At 31.7% G+C, this 16224-nt stretch carries 16 protein-coding genes; 13 read left to right on the top strand and 3 right to left on the bottom strand.

The genetic code is table 11. The features are described from left to right. The first annotated feature begins 104 nt into the window (after nt 1–104). A complete protein-coding gene (locus FF125_RS03525) occupies nt 105–1682 on the top strand; it encodes an NADP-dependent glyceraldehyde-3-phosphate dehydrogenase (RefSeq protein WP_175418859.1) in 1578 nt (525 codons plus the stop codon). Nucleotides 1683–1725: 43 nt separating this feature from the next. Then, nucleotides 1726–2595: a cation diffusion facilitator family transporter gene (locus FF125_RS03530; RefSeq protein WP_138948482.1), complete on the top strand. Its 870-nt coding sequence runs from the start codon at nt 1726–1728 to the stop codon at nt 2593–2595. 135 nt (nt 2596–2730) lie between these two features. Here the strand turns inward: FF125_RS03530 and FF125_RS03535 are convergent, their stop codons facing one another. Next, complete coding sequence (locus tag FF125_RS03535) at nt 2731–3177, bottom strand: FKBP-type peptidyl-prolyl cis-trans isomerase (RefSeq protein WP_138948483.1); 447 nt, start codon at nt 3175–3177, stop codon at nt 2731–2733. 583 nt (nt 3178–3760) lie between these two features. Between FF125_RS03535 and FF125_RS03540 the strand changes: the two genes are divergently transcribed. The 4 genes from FF125_RS03540 to FF125_RS03555 all read left to right on the top strand — a co-directional run bounded on the left by FF125_RS03540 (nt 3761) and on the right by FF125_RS03555 (nt 6311). Further along, nucleotides 3761–4372, top strand: coding sequence for a class I SAM-dependent methyltransferase (locus FF125_RS03540; protein WP_138948484.1), 612 nt, complete (start codon nt 3761–3763; stop codon nt 4370–4372). 192 nt (nt 4373–4564) lie between these two features. Continuing rightward, entirely contained in the window at nt 4565–5131 is a 567-nt protein-coding gene (locus FF125_RS03545) for a hypothetical protein (protein ID WP_138948485.1), read from the top strand. Between the two features lie 182 nt (nt 5132–5313). Continuing rightward, a complete protein-coding gene (locus tag FF125_RS03550) occupies nt 5314–5733 on the top strand; it encodes a hypothetical protein (RefSeq protein ID WP_138948486.1) in 420 nt (139 codons plus the stop codon). 11 nt (nt 5734–5744) lie between these two features. Continuing rightward, nucleotides 5745–6311 carry a DinB family protein gene (locus FF125_RS03555; protein WP_138948487.1) on the top strand — a complete coding sequence of 189 codons (567 nt, stop codon included), beginning with the start codon at nt 5745–5747 and terminating at the stop codon, nt 6309–6311. A 6-nt stretch (nt 6312–6317) separates the two neighbouring features. Here the strand turns inward: FF125_RS03555 and FF125_RS03560 are convergent, their stop codons facing one another. After that, nucleotides 6318–8828 (bottom strand): hypothetical protein, encoded by a 2511-nt coding sequence (locus FF125_RS03560; protein WP_138948488.1) that lies wholly within the window; start codon nt 8826–8828, stop codon nt 6318–6320. A 28-nt stretch (nt 8829–8856) separates the two neighbouring features. Next, nucleotides 8857–9837, bottom strand: a complete 981-nt coding sequence (locus tag FF125_RS03565; protein WP_138948489.1) for a hypothetical protein — start codon at nt 9835–9837, stop codon at nt 8857–8859. Between the two features lie 96 nt (nt 9838–9933). On the opposite strand from FF125_RS03565, the gene FF125_RS03570 reads away from it, so the two are divergent. The 7 genes from FF125_RS03570 to FF125_RS03600 all read left to right on the top strand — a co-directional run bounded on the left by FF125_RS03570 (nt 9934) and on the right by FF125_RS03600 (nt 16111). Next, entirely contained in the window at nt 9934–10707 is a 774-nt protein-coding gene (locus FF125_RS03570) for a creatininase family protein (RefSeq protein WP_250629675.1), read from the top strand. A 134-nt stretch (nt 10708–10841) separates the two neighbouring features. Continuing rightward, nucleotides 10842–11297 (top strand): FKBP-type peptidyl-prolyl cis-trans isomerase, encoded by a 456-nt coding sequence (locus FF125_RS03575; protein WP_138948490.1) that lies wholly within the window; start codon nt 10842–10844, stop codon nt 11295–11297. Nucleotides 11298–11303: 6 nt separating this feature from the next. Then, entirely contained in the window at nt 11304–11750 is a 447-nt protein-coding gene (locus FF125_RS03580) for a hypothetical protein (RefSeq protein ID WP_138948491.1), read from the top strand. A gap of 96 nt (nt 11751–11846) precedes the next feature. After that, complete coding sequence (locus tag FF125_RS03585; RefSeq protein WP_138948492.1) at nt 11847–12383, top strand: DUF1697 domain-containing protein; 537 nt, start codon at nt 11847–11849, stop codon at nt 12381–12383. Nucleotides 12384–12522: 139 nt separating this feature from the next. Further along, nucleotides 12523–13203, top strand: coding sequence for a head GIN domain-containing protein (locus FF125_RS03590; protein ID WP_138948493.1), 681 nt, complete (start codon nt 12523–12525; stop codon nt 13201–13203). A gap of 324 nt (nt 13204–13527) precedes the next feature. Continuing rightward, nucleotides 13528–14253, top strand: coding sequence for a sterol desaturase family protein (locus tag FF125_RS03595; protein WP_175418860.1), 726 nt, complete (start codon nt 13528–13530; stop codon nt 14251–14253). Nucleotide 14254: 1 nt separating this feature from the next. Next, nucleotides 14255–16111, top strand: coding sequence for a beta-ketoacyl-ACP synthase III (locus tag FF125_RS03600; protein WP_138948494.1), 1857 nt, complete (start codon nt 14255–14257; stop codon nt 16109–16111). The last annotated feature ends 113 nt before the right edge of the window (nt 16112–16224 follow it).

Below are 16224 nucleotides of genomic sequence, written 5' to 3' on the forward strand. Positions count from 1 at the left end.
GTTAATCAGTAAATTGTAGATGCAAACCTTTTCGTTGTTTTCTTTGAATCTCAACGGTCTTTATTTCTTAATATAGTATTTTTACTTTTTAAAATGAACTCATTATGAATATCCCAACGCAATATCAAATTACAGAACCATTTCATCAAAAAACTTTTTTGGTAAATGGCGAATTAAAATCATGGACTGGAAAAACTACGGAGGTTTTTTCAAGCATTTCTTCAACGAAGGAATATAAACCGACATTGTTGGGTACAATTCCATTTATGGAAAAAGAAACAGCTCTTGAAGCTCTTGATGCTGCATGTGATGCTTACGATAAAGGTCAAGGCTTATGGCCTACAATGAAGGTGGAAGGGCGTATTGCATGTTTGGAAAAGTTTGTAGAGCTAATGAAGAAGGAGAGAGATGAGGTTGTAAAATACTTGATGTGGGAAATTGGTAAAGCCTTGCCCGATTCTCAAAAGGAGTTTGACCGTACTATAGATTATATATACGATACTATTGAAGAATATAAGGAGTTAGATAGAGACAGTGCTAGGTTTTCAAAAGAAGGAGGCGTAAATGCACATATTCGTAGAGGTCCCTTAGGTGTAATTTTGTGCTTAGGCCCATACAATTATCCGTTAAATGAAACTTTTGCGTTGTTAATTCCCGCTTTAATTATGGGAAATACAGCTGTTTTTAAACCCGCAAAATTCGGAGTTTTATGTATTTCACCTTTATTAGAGGCATTTCAAAAAAGTTTTCCAAAAGGCGTAGTAAATATTATTTATGGTAGAGGTAGACAAGTGGCAACCCCTATTATGCAAACAGGTAAAGTAGATGTGTTGGCCTTAATAGGTAATAGTAAATCGGCCATTGCATTGCAAGACGAGCATCCTAATAAAAACAGATTACGATTAGTATTAGGTCTAGAAGCAAAGAACCCAGCTATTATATTGCCAGATGCTGATTTAGATTTAACTATTGATGAATGTATTGCAGGTTCGCTATCCTTTAACGGACAACGTTGTACAGCTTTAAAATTAATCTTTGTTCATGAGGATATTCGTGAAGAATTTAATAAGCGTTATGCAAAAAGAGTAGATGAATTAACATATGGTAATCCTTGGGAAGATGGCGTAAAGCTAACACCATTACCAGAACCTGATAAGCCAGCTTATATTCAAGAATTAATTGATGATGCAGTGGCAAAAGGAGCAAAAGTGCTTAATAAAAAAGGAGGAGAAACTACAGAGAATTATATTTTTCCAGCGGTTTTATATCCTGTAAATAAAGATATGAGAGTATATAATGAAGAGCAATTTGGACCTGTAGTGCCAATTGTAACTTTTAAAGATATTCAAGAGCCTTTACACGCTATGGCTGATTCTAATTACGGACAACAAGTTAGTTTATTTGGTGAGGATGTAAATTCATTAGCACCATTAATTGATACTTTGGTAAATTTGGTATGTAGAGTAAATTTAAACAGCTCTTGCCAACGTGGTCCAGATGTTTTTCCATTTACTGGTCGTAAAGATTCAGCGGTATCAACATTAAGTGTTCATGATGCATTAAGATCATTTTCTATTAGAACATTTGTAGCTTCTAAAGACAACGACTATAACAATAAAATTTTGGAAGATCTATTAACTTCTAGAAAGTCTAATTTCATTAGTACCGATTATATTTTGTAAGCGGTGTTAACAATATAAAAATTAAAGATTAATCTTTTTTAAATTGCAAACCGAAAAAACTGCAATACGCACAGCGTACTTTAGTATAATAGGGAACATTAGTTTGGCTTTAATTAAAGGAGTTGCAGGGTTCTTTGGTAATTCTTATGCTCTGATTGCAGATGCTATTGAATCGGCAACCGATGTTGTGGCGTCACTATTGGTCTTGTTTGGTTTTAAATATGCAAAGCGACCCGCTGACGAAAACCACCCATACGGACATGGTAAAATAGAACCTATAATTACATTTGCTGTGGTTGCTTTTCTAGTGATTTCTGCTACTATAATTGCTTTTGAAAGTATTCAGAATATTCAGTCACCTCAAAAAGTTCCCAAATCGTGGACCTTAATAGTATTAGGGGTAATTATTATATGGAAAGAAGTTTCATATCGCGTTGTTATCAAAAAGAGCAAAGAAATAAAAAGCACGTCCCTTAAAGCTGATGCTTGGCATCATAGGAGTGATGCCATAACATCTGTAATGGCTTTTGTTGGAATTTCAATAGCTGTTGTATTAGGTGAAGGTTATGAAACTGCCGATGATTGGGCGGCCTTATTTGCTTCAGTTATTATTTTGTATAACAGTTATTTAATTTTAAGACCTGCCTTAGGTGAAATTATGGATGAACAAATTTATGGTGATCTTATAATTTTAATTAGAGAAAAGTCAACTGAAGTAGAAGGGGTTTTAGGAACGGAGAAATGTTTTATTAGAAAAGCGGGAATGAAATATAATGTAGACTTACATGCCATCGTAAATGGTGATATTTCAGTCAAAAAGGGCCATGATATTGCTCATGATTTAAAGGACTATTTGAGAGCTCAATTACCTAACTTAGGTCATGTATTAATTCATATTGAACCCAATGAGTAAATAGAATTATGTTTCAATGATTTATGAGGCCTTATGCTCTTATTTTATAGAAGAAGCTCCAAAATAAACATAAAAATACCCGACAACTCTTGTTAACCAAGTGTTGTCAGGTATTTTATAAATAAGTAACTTATTTTATTTTGTTGGCTCTGAATCTTTAATTTCTATCACTTCAAGATCAAAAATAAGGTCTTTACCAGCTAAAGGATGATTTCCGTCAATAACAATACTCTCATCTTTAACTTCAACTACCATCAAGTTCATTTCTTGACCATCTGGTGATTTAGAAACTAATCCCATACCAACTTTAGGTTCCATATCTTGTGGAAGTTCTGTTTTATTTACTTCTTGTATCAATTGCTCATTGACTTCACCATACGCTTCTGCTTTAGGAATTGTAATGGTTTTCTTTTCATTTAATTTCATATCAATTAAACCTTTTTCAAAACCAGGTATTAATTGTCCTTGTCCTAATGTAAATTCTAAAGGTTCTCTTCCTTCAGAACTATCAAAAATTTGCCCATCAGATAACTTTCCTGTGTAATTTACTTTTACTGTGTTGTTCTCTTTAACTTGAATCATACTATGTTTCTTAATTTTAAAAAATACTTGTTATCTAATTTTTAGCTAGCAAACATTTTAGTTTAAACTTATTGTTCGACAATGTGCCAAAATCAAGCCAAAAAACTAAAAAAAGTACAATGAATGTGCACAAACCTGTAAATTGATAAGAAATGTATTTGTAAATTGTGCTGTAGTCCTTTATTGGTAGTAAATCGCAACTTTAGTACTACTAATTAAAAAAATCTTAAAGTGAAATAAGTAAATCGGTAAATATGTCAGTAAAAGCTACATTCAGTAAACTTATTGTGCCAATTTCACAAAAATATTCAAAATAAGTTTCGACTTTTTTAATACTTAAAATTTTCTACCAACAGTTTTGTAACTTCAAAAGACAATGATTTTTATAGAAGGGAAACTGAGTTTGAAAACACTTGTTAAAAGATTACAATTACATTCCCTTTATTTCAATAGTTATATCTTTAGTATTTTATTTACTATAAATTATACTTTTAAATTAAATCCATCTTTGAATATTCAAAGATTTATCTTTGGTTTGTATTTATTTCTAACATACCAAAAAGCATAAACAATAAATATTAATATGAAGTTAGACAGAAAGAAACATTGGGAAACAGTTTATGAAACTAAAAATCCAGACCAAGTGAGCTGGACGCAAGAAACACCGAAATCTTCGCTTGAATTTATACAATCATTCGGTCTAAATAAAACGGCAAGAATTATAGATGTAGGTGGTGGAGATAGTAAACTTGTGGATTGTTTGCTTGATGAAGGATTTGAAAATATTACCGTACTTGATATTTCGGCTAAATCACTTGAAAAAGCTAAGAATCGACTTGGAAAAAAGGCGGATAAAGTAACTTGGATAGTAAGCGATATTTTGGAATTTGAACCTAACGGTACATTTGATGTTTGGCATGATAGAGCAAATTTTCATTTTCTAACAACAACTGATCAAATAGAAAAATATATAAAAACGGCAAGGCAGTCTGTAAGCAGATTCATGGCAATTGGAAATTTTTCACAAAATGGCCCCGAAAAATGTAGTGGACTCGAAATCAAACAATATAGTCAAGAGGAATTAACATTGGAATTTAGAGATGGGTTTGAAAAAATGAAGTGCATGACAGAAGATCACTTAACACCATTTGGTACAAAACAGAATTTCTTGTTCTGTAGTTTTAAAAGACAATGAGTACAATAATAAAATTTTAGAAGATTTATTAGATTCTAAAAAATCTAACTTTATTAGAACAGATTATATTTTGTAGAGGGTTTTTAGATTTTTTAAAAAAAATATTGCAGTTATATAATGGATATACGAAGCACATTTATATTATTAACATTACTATCAACCTTAATTGGTTGCTCGTCTGAATCAAAAAAGATGAATCGTCATCCATTCGAAATTGATAAATCAATAACAGGATTTGATTTATTGAATAATGGATATAGATGGATGCCGGGTGTTGATGTTATTTTAATTGGTAAAAAAACAAAAGACACATTAGACTATTACCAGCTAGATTTCTCGGATGAAGAAACTAATGAAGAAGAAATTTACCCTATTTGGGAGGATGAAGAAGTATCAATTCAAAAAGTAGAAACAATAGTTAGTACATTAGAAGAATCAATAGATCCTCTTGATATGCCAGACTCTATGTACAATAGGATTTGGAGAGTTGATGAAAAAAGGTATAAAGAAGTATTTGGAAATGGGATTCCTTCTGGAAGATATTTTTATATCACAATGACCAAAGAAAATCTTGATGGGTTCATAAAAAATATAGACTCCTCAAAATATGAATTGAAAAGGAAAAGTGAAGTCCATGATTATAATTTTGATGAATTTTTGATTGTTAATTTACGCTTAAAAGATACTTTTAGATGCAGTGTAAAGGCATTGGAGGATGGGAGATTTGAGTTTGTGTCTCAGATTTCATTGAATAAATAAAACAAACGCTACCCCTAGCCCCTGGCTTCGAAACATGTGAGTAAGAACATTATTTCGTCTTATACCAATAACGTTACTATCATATTTTCATTTAATAATTATTTACTAAATTAGGTGTTTTAATATTAAACTAGTTGTGGTTTAGGAAGTTAAATACTTAATTAAAATGTAAATCAACAATTATGAATCCAATACTAAGAAATGTTTTAGCCGTTATAGCTGGTTGGCTTGTGGGTAGTTTCGTAAATATGGGACTTATCACAATGGGTCATAGTGTTTTTCCTATTGGAGGTGTTGATCCAAATGATATGAATGCTTTAGCTGAGGTTATGCCAACGTTAGAAGCTAACTTTTTTATTTTTCCATTTTTGGGGCATGCCTTAGGTACCCTTATCGGAGCAGTTGTAGCTGGTTTAATTGCTGTAAACAATAAAATGAAATTTTCTTTAGCCATTGGAGGATTATTTCTATTGGGAGGAATAGCGGTGAATTATATGCTACCTGGACCAACATGGTTTGCTGTGGTTGATATATTACTAGCATATATACCAATGGCATGGATTGGAGGTAAAATAGCTTTAAAAGCCTCAAAAACGAATTAAAATTTAATCTTATGATTTATAAACTTCAACTTATTTCAATCTCAATACTATTTATTATAATATCTAGTTTTACTAGTCAAGCACAAACCATCAAAGCAGAAAAAGGGTATACCCAACAGATAGGGAATATGGTGTCTATGCTAGAGGACTTAAAAAGTCGAGTTACTCGTAATGTTAAAAATTTAAGCCTAGAGGAAACAGATTTTTTACTAGATACTGATGCTAATAGAATTGGTGCATTAATATATCATTTAGCAGCTACTGAAAAATACTATCAACTATACACTTTTGAGAATAGAGGTTTTAATAAAGGGGAAGAAAAATGGACAACTGCTTTAAGTTTAGGAGACAATGCAAGAGGGGTTTTAAAAGATAAACATATATCGTATTATCTCGCTATTTGGGATGAGGTTAGAAAGGAAACGTTACAATTATTAAAAACCAAGAATGATAAATGGTTTGAATCCGGCGTAAAAAATAGCAATATGAACAATCATTTTGCGTGGTATCATGTCATGGAACATCAAGCCAATCATATGGGACAAATAGCATTAATAAGCAAAAGGGTTAAGAAGTAAAGTCGTTTAATAATTATCTACATAATGAGAAAAGTACAAGCAATTAGAAATAACTTTATCATAAAAAGAAGTGTTGTCAAATTCCTTTAATTTCTTAAAATAGGTTCTCTTGTACACATTTTTGGCATTGACTAAAGCAATTTGATATTCTTCAAAATTTAAACTACCATCACGGTATTTTTCTCTAATTGAATTGTTTTCGATAGTATTGGCCCATCCATTATAAGATTGACCTTGTTCACATTTAGCAGCAGCAAAAAGTGCTTTTGCAGTCAATTCCTTATCTTTACTTATCAGAATAGCCTTGTCTAAATGGATTAGAGGTAAACTGAAGTCATCAGTATAATTAGCATACCCGTTGTAATCTTTAAAATAATATTTAGAAGAAATTGTCATATTTAACTTTCTTTCAATATCTCGATATTTTTCGGTATAATAATTATTAACTTCGTAAGTCAAAACATGTCTGTAATGGCCGTAAATAGAGGTGTTGAAAAAGAAATTGCCAAGAAGATAATTTGCTTTAGCCGCTAAAAGGTTCTTTTTTCTAGACAATTGCTCTAATTTAATTAAGGTTTTGGCAAGGTTATGTTTGTCCATTAACCTTGGAATGAATTTAAAATCTTTCAAATAGTCTACCACCATTGTTGTAGATGCAGGGCATTCAAAACATTCAATTTGGTTGTATCCAAAAACGGTATTGGGAATGTTAGCATAACCATCAAACTCAGAAGTCGAAACAGAATAAGGAACTACTTGTTTAAGTTCATTTTCAGCTTGTTTAAATTTGCCTTGTCTAATATAAATGGTACCCTTCATAATAGCTGCATATTCAGGAAAGTTAAAACTTTGAAGTCGACTATTTCTAGGTTCCTGTTGCAAATAGTCTACAGGTACAATGTTTTCAACTACAAAATTTTCAAAATCACTTTTGTCTTTTTTAGAGTAAAGCTTTTCAATTGCTTTTAAAATATTTATATCTGGACCATATTCCAACGCTGTTATATCATTATGCAATAGAAATGATTTTGCAGTGTCACCTTGGATTAAATAGCGATTCGCTAATATATCAAGTATAAAATCGTGAGTGCCATTTCTGTTCCAGTACAATTCATCTTTTGTAGGTATTAAATTGATTTTGTATTTATTCATTAAAACCTCTTCAAACTCCGAAGTTATTTTAGGTTGCTCTGTAATGTGTATTAACATTTCGAGCTTATTTTTTTGAGATTCGTAATTGGTAGTCGTCGAAGCAACTTTTGCAAGGTAAGAAGTTGCCATGTCATATTTTTTTTGAATAAAATAAAGATATGCCGTCGTTAAATTCCAATAATCCTTATCTATAACTTTAGCGTTTTCAGCTTGCTTTTTAGAAGCATCTAAGGTTTGGTTTAAAAAAGGAATATCATCTTCAGTAGTTGATACCGGTAATCGCTTGGAAGCATTTTGTTCACCACAATCATAATAACATTCATAATTTAATTTCAAAATATCACGTTCGAGTTGGTTTATTGCTCGAGCCATTAAAACTTTAGCTTGCACTGCATTTGGTGATTGTACTATTATTTTTTCAAAAGAAGAAATGGGGTTATTAAATGCTTTTCTACCTAAAATAAGGTATATGTCATTTTTTTCATCTTCTGTTTTAACTTGTTTTAAAATGGTTTCAAAATCTAAATCTTGCGTAACCATCATAGAGTTATAAGCCTGCTCTTTTAAATTTTTAGTATGTGAAAAGAATTGAAAAAAGTCATAATTGGCCTGTATAAAGTTGCCTAATCCTCTTTCAGCACCACCTTTTTGATCTAAGGCATAATAATACATGATACCTTTATAATTTAAACTTTCAACATATTCGTTAAAATAAGAAATAGCGTCAGAGAAATTTAAAGTGTAATGTGCTAGACGTACCATTTGATAGCCATAACGAAGCTTTAATTCTTTGTCTTTTTCAGCTTTCCAACTATTTTTCAAAACAGTAAGTACTTTTTTGTAGTCAAGTTCAGCAACAGTGTGTTCCGGTTTTTCGCCCCAGTAATACCCTTCATTTTGACTGATAACAGCCATGTAAGGTTCTAAATATTTAGCGTATGATAAATAGAGTAAGGCCTGTTTTTGTTTTTTAATGAATTTGCTGGTAACAAAAGCTAAATTTTTATCTGCAACAGTATTCTTATTTAGTAAACTTTGTAAATCTTTTCGAGCCGATTTAAAGACTAAATAGTAAGCTTCATCATAAGAAATATTTAAATATTTCTGCCAATCCTCAATGTTTTCATTTTTTAAATTAGAGGTGTTTTTAGAACTATAATAGAAACTATCATAGGATAATAAAAATGGATTATAACTAGGAGCATCAATTACTTCTTGAGCAAAAAGGTTATAATATTCATAGTCTGGGTAATAACTAGGCCCGCAAAAGGAAGCTTCTTCTGTAATAATATCTTTGTTAGTTCTATTTATGGAAACCCATGAGCTGAGTATGACTATTAGTAAAATGAAAATAGTTTTTTTCATAGTTGTAATATAGATGCGTCATAAAGACCTATTGCAAATCTTTTAATGAATATCGGTTTGTAAATATACTATCTAGGTGATAATATACGATGTCGTAAGGCTGATTAATTTTTGATTTTAGAAAAGTTTTCGTTTCATTTAATAGCTCTGGAGAAATGGTTTCCACTTTAATAGTAAAACCTTTGTTGACATAAAAACCTCTTAAAAATGTGTCGTCAATAGCTGTAAAATTATTGTTATCTTTTTTAAAATTAACAGTACTTAAATCACTTTGGGTTACTGCATTTATCAATTTAGATTTACCTAAATGATTGGTAACAATTGCCCAAGAATAAATTGGTAGTGCAATGTCAAAGGAGATTGGGTAGTCGTTAATTTTCTGTAAATAATCTTTTAATAAATCTAAATCTAAAATTGAATTTTCACCATCATTTTGAATAGGGTTAGAGGTGGCGTAACACATTAAATACACCTTTTTTACAGGTGGGATTCCTGTAGTTTTTTTGAACTTTACTTGATGTAACCTTAAAGTGCAGGTTATATTTTTATTGGTAATTTTTTTTAGTGTTTCCAGAAATAAGAAGTAGTTTTCTTTGGTAGTTGCGGTCCAATCGCAATCAATTTGAATTTCTTCAAAATTAAAAATTTTAGTGTCTGAAGTAATTCTAGATATCAATATAGAAACGTGCTCAGCAAGGATGGTAATTTCATTTGGAGTAGTGTTTTTAAAAGTTCGATTGGTAATAAATAGTACAGGTATATAGTCTGCGGAAAGTGTTTGGCTATCAAATTTGTTTATGGCTCCTATTGGCTCTACGATACCATTTTTAGTATCGACATCAAATAGGCGGAGGTATAATTTATTGGAGCGTAAATTTTTAAAAAGTTGAACTTCTGTTTCGTTAAAATCTACAGTGCTTTTCCAATGATAAAATTGAATGTTTGGTCGATTTTGTTGTGTGCAGCCAATCACAAAAAAACAAATAAGAAGTGAAAAAACAAATTTCATTTTGATAAATATTTAGATGGAAAAAGTATAAAAATGTAATTGAGTTGGACAAAAATACAACATCTTTTAGTAGCTTAGCTAACTAATATTTACGCAATGAAACCACAAATCAGACCTTACATTTTAGCTGAAACCAATTGGAAACACCTTAAAGATGCTCATATTGAATTGGCCATTTTACCATGGGGAGCTACAGAAGCCCATAATTATCATCTGCCTTATGGTACCGATAATTTTGAGTCTGAATACATTGCTGCTGAAGCGGCAAGAGTAGCTTATAATCAAGGAGCAAACTTAATTGTATTACCCACTATTCCGTTCGGAGTAAATACGGGACAAAGCGATATCTATTTAGATATAAATATGAATCCATCAACACAGATGGCTATTTTAGGAGATATTATCGAAGTGTTGAATAGACAAGGGATTCATAAATTTTTAATACTCAATAGTCATGGCGGTAATGACTTCAAGACTTTACTGAGGGAATTGGGACTTAAATATCCGAATATGTTTTTATGCACTTCCAATTGGTTTCAGGCCATGGATAAGGAGGCTTATTTCGATAACAAAGGCGATCATGCCGATGAAATGGAAACAAGTTTACTAATGCATTTAAAGCCAGAGTTGATTTTACCTAAAGAAGAGTGGGGAGACGGGGCAGAAAAAAAGCATAAGGTAAAAGCATTTTCAGAATCTTGGTTGTGGTCGGAAAGACCATGGTCTTCGGTAACTAAAGATACTGGGATTGGTAATCCTAAAAAAGCGAGTACAGAAAAAGGAGCTCAATTTTTTAAAGATGTTACTGAGAAAATAGGAAATGTGTTTGTAGAGATATGTGCTATGGATAAAGAAGATATGTACCATTAGAATTAGCATATTGAATCCCAAATTATTACTGTTGAATCTGCAAAAAAAATGCTTCTAAATAAATAAGTGAATTTTATAATACTGTTTACCACGTTGCTTTTCTTATATTTGACGCTTTAAAAAAATAAATTTTGATGAAAAAATATACCATAATACTTTTAGTATTAACATTGTTATCAGCGTGTAATAAGAATGATGACACCGTAGATTATACAGTGAAAAATGAAGAAGAAATTGTTGCATATGTTGTGGCTAATAATTTAGATGCACAAAAAAGTAGTTCAGGTTTGTATTACGTTATTGACGAACTTGGAGACGGAGAGCAACCTGTAGAAACTTCCAACGTTACTGTGGCATACAAAGGCTACTTTACGGATGGTGGTACTTTTGACGAAAGTGATGCTGATGGAGTTTCATTTGGTTTACAACAAGTTATCAAAGGATGGACGGAAGGTATTACCTATTTTAAAGAAGGTGGTAGTGGTTTGTTGTTAATTCCTTCGGCTTTAGGTTATGGTAGTGATGGGCGTCCGGGTATTCCTGGAGGTGCTGTACTTCTTTTTGATATTAATTTGATTTCCGTAAATTAGTTCGATATGGGGTTATTTAGTAAGGTAGATAAGGTATTGGCTGGCTTAGGTAATATGAAAGCGATGAAGCGTGTACATGTAGATACATTTACCGAAGGATTGATGGAGAGTGTCGAAGGTGAAAAACTATCCGCTTCTGAACATGGAGAAATTTGGGCTCATATTCAAGAGTTAGGAGGTTATTATTCTTTAAATACAACCATATTAAGTGGTGTAAATATTAAGACTATTAAAGGTGGTAAATTGTCATTTTTAGGCTCAAAAGATACCTTTGTTTTAGATACGGATGACAATCAGTTAGAGTCTGATTATTCAAATGTTTCTAATAGATGGATGACAAAAGCGAATTATAATATTGATAAAAAGGATATTGAATTTATCAGAGGGAAAGGATATACGGAATTACAATTCGAGTTTAAAAAGAAAACGCTAGTTTTTGACGTCATCAAATAAGTTTTAGTTTAGTTTGATTTTATTCATTACATAATTAAAATAAGCACTGTGATTAAGTGTACTTTTAAGCAGTGAAATTGTTTTAAACAAGCTATTATGAAAAAACATGTCGCAATTTTAAGAGGGATTAATGTTGGCGGTAAACGTAAAATATTAATGGCCGATTTAAAACAACTATTAGGTAAAAAAGGCTTTAAAAATTGTGCTACATACATTCAAAGCGGAAATGTTCTTTTTTTAACAGATAAACCTGTTATTGAAATAGAACAAGAAATAAAACAAATCATTTTAAAAAAATACGGATTTGATGTGCCCGTATTGGTTCGAACAGTTAATGAAATAGAGGAAATTTTTCATAACAATCCTTTCTTGCCAGAACAAGCGGATATTAATAAATTATACGTCGCCTTTTTGGCGGAAATTCCTTCGGATGAAAATCTAGAAAAACTGAATGCTATTCCTTTTGATAATGCTAACTTTAAAATACATGGTAAGCATGTGTTTATGCAATATAATACAAAAAGTAGTGATTCTAAACTTACCAATAATTTCATAGAAAATAAATTAAAAGTGACTGCTACCAGTAGAAATTGGAAAACAGTGACTAAGTTATTTGAACTTTCTACGACTTGAAAAATTAACACTTTTTTAAAAATCTATATATCTCTTAATAAGTACCTTTGTTAAAATATCAAGGGTTTAAATGTAGTACATTTTAATCTATTAGAAGTTCAATTCAATCTGTAACAAACGGATGTAAAAAATATATAAAATGAAAAAAACTGCAATGGTAATTGTTTTGTTTATGCTTGTCGGAGCTTCTGTTTTTGCTCAAGAAGCCACCATAGACTTGCAAAAATTTAGTCAAATTAAAGGATATGATCAATTAAAAATCACGTTGATTAAAGCTGCGTATAACAAGGCAGTCATCACTGGTGATGATATTGATAAAGTCGCAATAGACAATCAAGGTAATTTGTTGAAAGTACGTATGGAGGTAGAGAAAATTCTTGATGGCAATGAGACCAAAGTCACTATTTATCATACTGAAAATATAGTAATGATCGATGCCAATGAAGGCTCTGAAATTACATCAACTGATGAAATAGATGCCGATTATATAACCTTACGTACCCAAGAAGGTGCTAGCATAAATGTGCAAGTTAAAACTAAAAACATGAATGTAAAATCGGTAACTGGTGGTTTTATAAGGGTTAGCGGTACTACAGATAATCAAGATGTATTAATAAGAACTGGTGGTGAGTTTTATGGTAAGGACTTAGAATCTAACCGTGCAGACGTTACTATTTTTGCTGGAGGAAAAGCGTATGTAAAAGCCAAAGATTTAGTTGATGCAACGGTTAACGCTGGTGGTACTATTGAAATTTCAGGAAATCCTGTTAAGGTAAATGAAAATAAAATACTTGGAGGTAAAATTATTATCAAAAAGTGATGTAACTTCTAAGTTTTATAAAAAAGCCGAAAATGAAAATTTTCGGCTTTTTTTGCATTAAATTGAATTCGAATAAACATTTAAAGGTTCCGAATGTACAATTGTATACCTAAAATAGCTCATATAGTTTACTTTTGATCAAAAAAAGAATGCAAAGGGTAAGTCGTTATAGTTATTTCGAGTACGGTTTTTTGTTAAAATAAATACAATAACTGAATACAGGGGTCTTTGCATTAATTCCACAATCTATATTTGTAAGGATAATTAAACGGAACTGAAGACGTTTTAGAGTTAGATTCATTTTCAGTTTATCAACCTAAATTAATGCAAGAAATTATTGAAAACATAATTTATAATACATCTTATTTTAGTCTTTACGGACTAACATTTGCGTATTTTATGGTTTTGTATTTTGTAGTAGCACCAGTATTTTTAGGAGTTTGTAAGCTGTTTCATAAAAAAGGATTGCTTCATAAGATTATCAATAAAAAGGTAAAGCGAAAGCAGTTAAATTTTGAAATTAAACATTCCTTGCAATCCATTTTTGTTTTTGGATTTTCAGTATTACCTATTATTTATTTAATTAGAATTGATAAAATTACACTACTACCCGATACTTTTTTTAATGTGATATTGGCAGTTGTGGTGTTAACGCTTTGGAATGAGGTGCACTTTTTTATAGTACATAGAATAATGCATTTGCCTTTTTTTATGAAACGCGTCCATTTTGTACATCACCAATCTAGAATTCCTACCGTATGGTCCGTATATAGTTTTCACTGGTTTGAAGCCTTATTGTTGAGTACTGTTCCGTTAATCATTATGTTATTTGTGCCATTTTCAATTGTTGGCGTATTTCTATACCCTTTGGCGAGTATCTTGTTGAATTATGCAGGACATTGTAATTATCGCTTTGGGGATGGTTATGGCAATTCATGGAGGCTTTTTGGTACACATCATAATGAACATCACTCAAAAGGGAGAGCCAATTATGGATTTGCCTCAAATGCATTAGATAAATTTTACAATTGCTATATAAAAAGACATTAATATGATAGAGAAAGAAGAAGTATATATTACAGGTATAGGTGCGTTTTTACCGAATAAACCCATTGATAACAACCAAATGGAAGATTATTTGGGATTGATTAATGGTAAAAAAAGTGGTGTAAAAGAACGTATTCTTAAACAAAACGGTATAAAATCGAGGTATTATGCCTTAAATAAGAATCAAGAAAGTACGCATAGTAATGCTGAATTGGCAGCCAATGCAATTGAAATTGCGTTGGATAAAAGTGGAGCTAACGCTACAGAAATAGAACTGCTTTCAACAGGAACAACGCAAGGTGATTTGCCAGTTCCAGGTTTTGCCAGTATGGTACACGCCTTAACGGATTTTAAAAAATGTGAATTGGCTAGTTTTCAAAGCGTTTGTGCTAGCGGAATGATGGCGTTAAAAACTGCTTTTTCCCAAATAAAATTCAAAGAAAAACAAGAGGCCGTAGCGGTGGGTAGTGAGTTTGCGAGTCGCCTATTTAAAGGTTCAAGATTTGATGGGCAAAAACAGCAGTCAGTACCTTTTGATACAGAATTTTTACGATGGATGCTTTCTGATGGGGCAGGAGCGATGGTACTTTCTAATAAAAAAAACACAAAGGGTTTATCATTAAGAATTGATTGGATGGAGTTAAAGTCTCATGCCAATGAATTTCCTGTTTGTATGTTTACAGGTAAAAATGATAATAAAAATGAAAAAGAACCAACTTGGTTAGATTACCCAGATTATGAATCGGCTTCAAAAGCAGGAGCCATCAATCTAAAACAAGATATCCGACTACTAGATAAAGTAATTCAAGTTGGCGTAGCTCATTATTTTGAATTGATTGATAAAGGAATGGTTAATCCTGATAAAACTGATTGGTTGTGTTGTCATTATTCATCTGAGTATTTTAAAAAGCCGATTAAGGATTTGATGACCAAAGGTGGTGCTTTAATTTCTGATGAAAAATGGTTTAGTAACCTAACTACAAAAGGAAATACAGGTGCGGCTTCTATATATATTATGTTAGAAGAATTGTTGTATTCTGGTAAGCTAAAAGCTGGTGAAACCATTTTGTGTATGGTGCCGGAAAGTGGACGATTTATCACGTCTTTTATGCAAGTAACAGTTGTTGGTCAAGATGAAGACGCAAAAGTGTATCCGAAAAGGAAAATTGAAGCCCCTGAGTTAGTAGTGGATAAAAATCCGACATCTGAATGGTTAGTGCGTCAACTCACGCAAATTTGGATCGATTTTGAAACGAAATTATTACAAGTTCCAGTGGTATCAAAAATTCATAGTGGTAAGTTAAGTCTGTCAGATTATAAATTACTGTTACATGATTTACGACAACAAGTAATTGATGGTTCACAATGGATTTCAAGAGCCGCTTCAAATATTGACATTGAGTTGTTCGAGTTACGCTCTGCCTTTATAAAACACACAGCTGCAGAACATAAGGATTTTCAAATTTTAGAACGAAATTTTGTAGCTTTAGGCGAATCTTTGGAAGACATTCAAACAGGTAATAAAAATGTTGGAAGTGTAGCCTTAACTTCTTTTATGTTTCAACAAGCCAGTAAAAACAATCCGATTGATTTACTAGGTGCTATGTTTATCATCGAAGGTATTGGAAAGCGATTGGCTGGGTATTGGGGAGATATGATTAAAGATCAACTGGAGTTGGACAAAGAGCAAGTGTCCTTTTTTACGTATCACGGTGTTGCAGATGAAAATCATTTTCATCGTTTAGAAGAAGCCCTAAATCATCCTTTTATGAATATGGATTTAGCCAAACAAATTGCCAAAACGGCAAAAACGACGGCGAAATTATATGAAATGCAATTAGAAGAATTAGGTAATTATTAGTGAAATTCAGTTTTGAGAATCTCGTTTTTTTGCGAGAGAACTTAAAATTATAAGTTGAACTAATCCCGCTATTTGAGCGGGATATAAATAGTGTCAATTTTTAAAACAGAACA

This window comes from Aureibaculum algae, assembly GCF_006065315.1.
Lineage (GTDB): Bacteria > Bacteroidota > Bacteroidia > Flavobacteriales > Flavobacteriaceae > Aureibaculum > Aureibaculum algae.